This is a genomic window from Novosphingobium sp., from assembly GCF_032093395.1.
Lineage (GTDB): Bacteria > Pseudomonadota > Alphaproteobacteria > Sphingomonadales > Sphingomonadaceae > Novosphingobium.
This window is the reverse complement of sequence record NZ_DAMDBA010000080.1, coordinates 19,041-23,336: the sequence shown is the minus strand read 5'-3', so window position 1 is coordinate 23,336 and position 4,296 is coordinate 19,041. Positions and strand designations below refer to the sequence as shown.

2 protein-coding genes are annotated in these 4,296 nt (G+C 69.0%); both read left to right on the top strand.

Annotation, left to right across the window (positions count from 1 at the left end; translation table 11 throughout):
- The first annotated feature begins 155 nt into the window (after positions 1–155).
- A complete protein-coding gene (addA, locus tag RT424_RS20030) occupies positions 156–3,668 on the top strand; it encodes a double-strand break repair helicase AddA (protein WP_313441839.1) in 3,513 nt (1,170 codons plus the stop codon).
- An 81-nt stretch (positions 3,669–3,749) separates the two neighbouring features.
- Positions 3,750–4,070 (top strand): thioredoxin, encoded by a 321-nt coding sequence (gene trxA, locus RT424_RS20025; protein ID WP_086493615.1) that lies wholly within the window; start codon positions 3,750–3,752, stop codon positions 4,068–4,070.
- Positions 4,071–4,296: the final 226 nt, after the last annotated feature.

Sequence of the window (4,296 nt, the reverse complement as noted above, 5' to 3'; positions counted from 1 at the left end):
CTCGACCGCTGGATACTGGGCACGGAGCCTTTCACCGCGCGGCTCAATCCCGAACTCGGTTCTTATGCGGACTACGACCAGCTGATGCGTCTCGACGAATGGATCACCTCGCTCGGCAGCCGCGAGCGCCCCGAAAATGCCGGGGAGGATGAAGCATGAGCGGCGGTGCCGCCGTCCATCCGCTGCACGGCAACCAGATGCTGGCAGTGAACCCGCGCGACACCGTGTGGCTCTCGGCCTCGGCGGGGACCGGCAAGACGCAGGTGCTCTCCTCGCGCGTGCTGCGCCTGCTGTTGCAGGAGGGCGTCGATCCTTCGCAGGTCCTGTGCCTTACCTTCACCAAGGCGGGCGCGACGGAAATGGCCGCGCGCATCAACGGCACGCTGGCCGAATGGGTGCGGCTGGAGGACACCCTGCTGTTCCAGCGCCTCGATGCGATCGGTGCGCCTACCGATCCCGAGACGCGCGCCCGCGCCCGCACGCTGTTCGCCGCCGTGCTCGACAGTCCGGGCGGCGGCCTCAGGATCGACACCATCCACGCCTTTTCGCAGTGGCTGCTAGCGACGTTTCCGCTGGAAGCGCAGCTCGTGCCCGGCACCCGGCCGATGGAGGATCGCGAACGCGCGCTGCTGGCGCGGCAGGTACTGGCGGACCTGCTCGTTGCGGCGGAGACGGACGCATTCGACGGTCCCGGCCTGCTTGGCGCCATCGCCCAGCTTTCGCTGCGGCACGGGCCGGACTCGGTGGTCGATTTCCTGCTGCGCTGCGCCGGTGCGCGTGAGGCTTGGTTCGGTCCGGGATCGTGGCAGGCGGGCGATATCCGCAGCCATGTCCTGCGCCTGCTCGGGCTGCCGGACGAGGCGGGCGACGATCTGCTCGCGGAAATGTGCGGCGACGATGCCTTCGACGTGCGTTCGCTGCGCAAATGCTGCGAAGTGCTGGCCGAGTGGAACACCGCCACCGCGCACAAGGCCACCGACGTGCTCGTTCCCTGGCTGACCTGGAGTGCGGCGAAGAGGGCGGAGGCGATCGACGATCTCCACGCCGCGCTCTTCACCAAGGACGACAGCGTCCGCAGCCTCAACCACCTCTCCAAGCGCGATCCCGACTACGAAGGCTATGCCCTGCGCGTTGGTGAGTGCCTTGTGAAGATCCGCGAGACGAAGGCGCTGCTCGGTCTTGCCGCAAGGCTGGTCCCGGCGCTGCGCCTCGGCCGCGCCTTCGCGCTCGCCTGGGACGAGGCGAAGCAGCGCGAGGGGCTGATCGACTTCGACGACCAGATCCGCCGCGCCGCCGATCTGCTGCGCGGGCAGGCCTCGGCCGACTGGATCCGCTACAAGCTCGACCGCCGCTTCGATCACATCCTCGTCGACGAGGCGCAGGACACCAATGCTGCGCAGTGGGACATCGTCTTCGCCATGGCGGAGGAATTCTGGGCGGGAGAGGGGCAGCGCGAAGGCCATCCCCAAAGTCTGCTGCGCACGCTTTTCGTGGTGGGCGACTACAAGCAGGCGATCTTCCGCTTTCAGGGGACCAGCCCCGAAAACTTCCGCCGCGCCGCCGATCGCGTGCGGGGGCGGATGCGCGATGCCGCCGACAATGCCGACATGCTGCGCAGCGAGATCGCCGCGCGCCCGCTGCTGGAACTCGGGCTCGACCGCAGCTTTCGCACCGCGCAGCCGGTGCTCGATTTCGTGGACGAGGCCATTGCCGGGATCGGCCACGCCCGCTTCGGCCTCGACCGCCCCGCCGAACGCCACGTCGGGCAGGAGCGCCCCGGCTATGTCGCCTTGTGGAAGCCGGTTTCCGAACAGATCGGCGAGGACGACGACGAGCCGCTCGAAGACGACGAGAATGACGGCCAGCAGCCCAACTGGCTCTCCCGCCCCGACCGCCAGATGGCCGAGCGCATCGCCCAGCAGGTGCGCGAATGGCTCGATCCCTCGGGGCCGGGCTTCACGCTCAACAAGGGCGGGCAGCGCCGGGCGGGCGCGGGCGACGTCATGGTGCTGGTGCGCCAGCGCAAGGAACTGGCCGGGCTGATCGTCGCGCGGCTTCATGCGGCGGGCGTGCCGGTGGCGGGCGTCGACCGCCTGCGCCTGGGCGCGCCGCTGGCGGTGAAGGATCTGATCGCGGCGCTGCGCTTTGCGGTGCAGCCGCTCGACGATCTCAACCTGGCCGCGCTGCTGGTCTCGCCGCTGGTGGGCTGGAGCCAGGAGCAGTTGCTGCGCTTCGGCTACCGCGACAGGAACCGGCGCCTCTGGGAGCATCTGCGCACCCAGTCCGGCCCGGAGATCGGCGCGGCGCTCGAACAGCTCGGCGACCTGCTCACGCGCGCGGACTTCACGCCGCCGCAGGACATGTTGCACTGGCTGCTGGTCGGCCCGTGGCAGGGGCGGCGCAAGCTGGTGGCGCGGCTCGGCAGCGAGGCGAACGATCCGATCGACGAACTGGTCAATGCCGCGCAGGCCTATGTCGCCACCGATACGCCCAGCCTCGCGGGCTTCCTCGCCTGGTTCGATGCGGGCGATGGCGAGCTGAAGCGCGAGGCGGATGCCGCAGCGGGCCTGGTCCGGGTGATGACGGTCCACGGCTCGAAGGGGCTTCAGGCGCCGATCGTCATCCTGGCCGATGCCACCGGCAACCCGGAGACCGCGCGCGACCGCGGCTTCGATCTGGCCGACCCGCGCGACGAGCGCCGCAAGGTGCCTCTGCCGCCGCTGTCGAAGGACGAGAAGGTGGGCCGCATCGCCGCCCAGATCGCCGCCAACCGCGAAGGCGACGAGCAGGAGCACTGGCGCCTGCTCTATGTCGCTATGACCCGCGCCGAGGAAGCGCTGTTCGTGGGCGGTGCGCTCGCGCGGCGGGACAAGGACGGTCCGGCGGAAAAGAGCTGGTACGCCAGTCTGCGCGCCCTGTTCCCGGCCGAGGTGGAGGTCGAGGACGCGATCTGGGGCACGCGCTGCGAGAACGGCCCGGTGCCGGCACCGCTGCCTGCGGAGGTGCGCTCGGTGGAACTGCCCTTGCGCGAACCTTTGCCGCGCTGGCTGGAGCGCGCGCCGCCTGCCGAGCCGCGCCCGCCGCGTCCGCTCGCGCCTTCCGCGCTGGGCGAGGACGATGCGCCCGATCCGCCGTTTCCGCCCGGCGCCGGGCGCGATGCCTTGCGGCGCGGCACGCTGGTCCACAAGCTGCTCGAACGCCTGCCGCAACTTTCGGCAGCGGATCGCGGGGAAGCGGGCCGGCAATGGCTGGCGCGCAATGCCGCCGATCTGCCGGGGGACGCACGCGAGGCCATGCTGGAAAGCGCCATGGCCGTGCTCGGCACGCCAGAATGGGCGGAGCTGTTCGGCCCTGCCAGCCTGGCCGAAGTGCCGGTAGCGGCGGTGGTCGGTGGGCAGGTGGTGGCGGGCACGATAGACCGTCTGGTGGTGGAGCCGGACCGCGTGCGTCTGGTCGACTACAAGACCGCGCGCCGTCCGCCCGAGCGGCTTGAGCAGGTGCCGCGCGGGGTGCTGCGCCAAATGGCGGCCTATGCCGCCGCGCTGGAAGTGGCCTTTCCGGGGCGCACGGTGGAAGTGGCCTTGCTCTACACCGCCGTTCCCCGCCTGATCGCCGTTCCCGCCGAAGTGCTGGCCGCCCACAAGCCGGACTTTTCCCCGGCCCAGTAAAGCTATGGCTTGGCAGGCGTTGCCTCAGGGCAATTCGTCCCTAGATTGCGTTCAACCGAGATACCCGAGGAGTTTCAATTCATGGCGACTATCGCTGTTACCGACGCCAGCTTCGAAGCGGACGTTCTGAAGTCCGACAAGCCGGTGCTCGTCGATTTCTGGGCCGACTGGTGCGGCCCCTGCAAGATGATCGGCCCGGCTCTGGAAGAGATCAGCGAAGAGCTGTCCGAGCAGGTGACCATCGCCAAGATGGACATCATGGCCAACACCGGCATTCCGGCCGAGATCGGCGTGAAGTCGATCCCGCTGATGGTCCTGTTCAAGGACGGCAAGCCCGTTGCCCAGAAGCTCGGCGCCGCGCCCAAGAGCGCGCTCAAGGGCTGGATCGAAGGCGAACTCTGACGCTTCGCTTTTCCGCTTTCGGGCTGGAAATGAAAAACCCCTTCCGCCGCGAGGCGGGAGGGGTTTTTCCTTGCGCGACGCTTCTGCCGCGCCGCGCATGAGAGCGTTGCAATTATCGGCAATTCCCTCATATTTCCAAACTGTTCGTAGGCGGCGGCAGGGAGGACCGGGAATGCAGTGGTACCGTGCGGTTCCGGTTTTCCTCATGGCGGCTTCCGTCTGGTCG

What these genes read in the sequence shown, in the direction of transcription:
- trxA (WP_086493615.1), top strand. Translation starts at nt 3,750, where the DNA reads ATGGCGACTATCGCTGTTACCGACGCCAGCTTCGAAGCGGACGTTCTG.
- addA (WP_313441839.1), top strand. Translation starts at nt 156, where the DNA reads ATGAGCGGCGGTGCCGCCGTCCATCCGCTGCACGGCAACCAGATGCTG.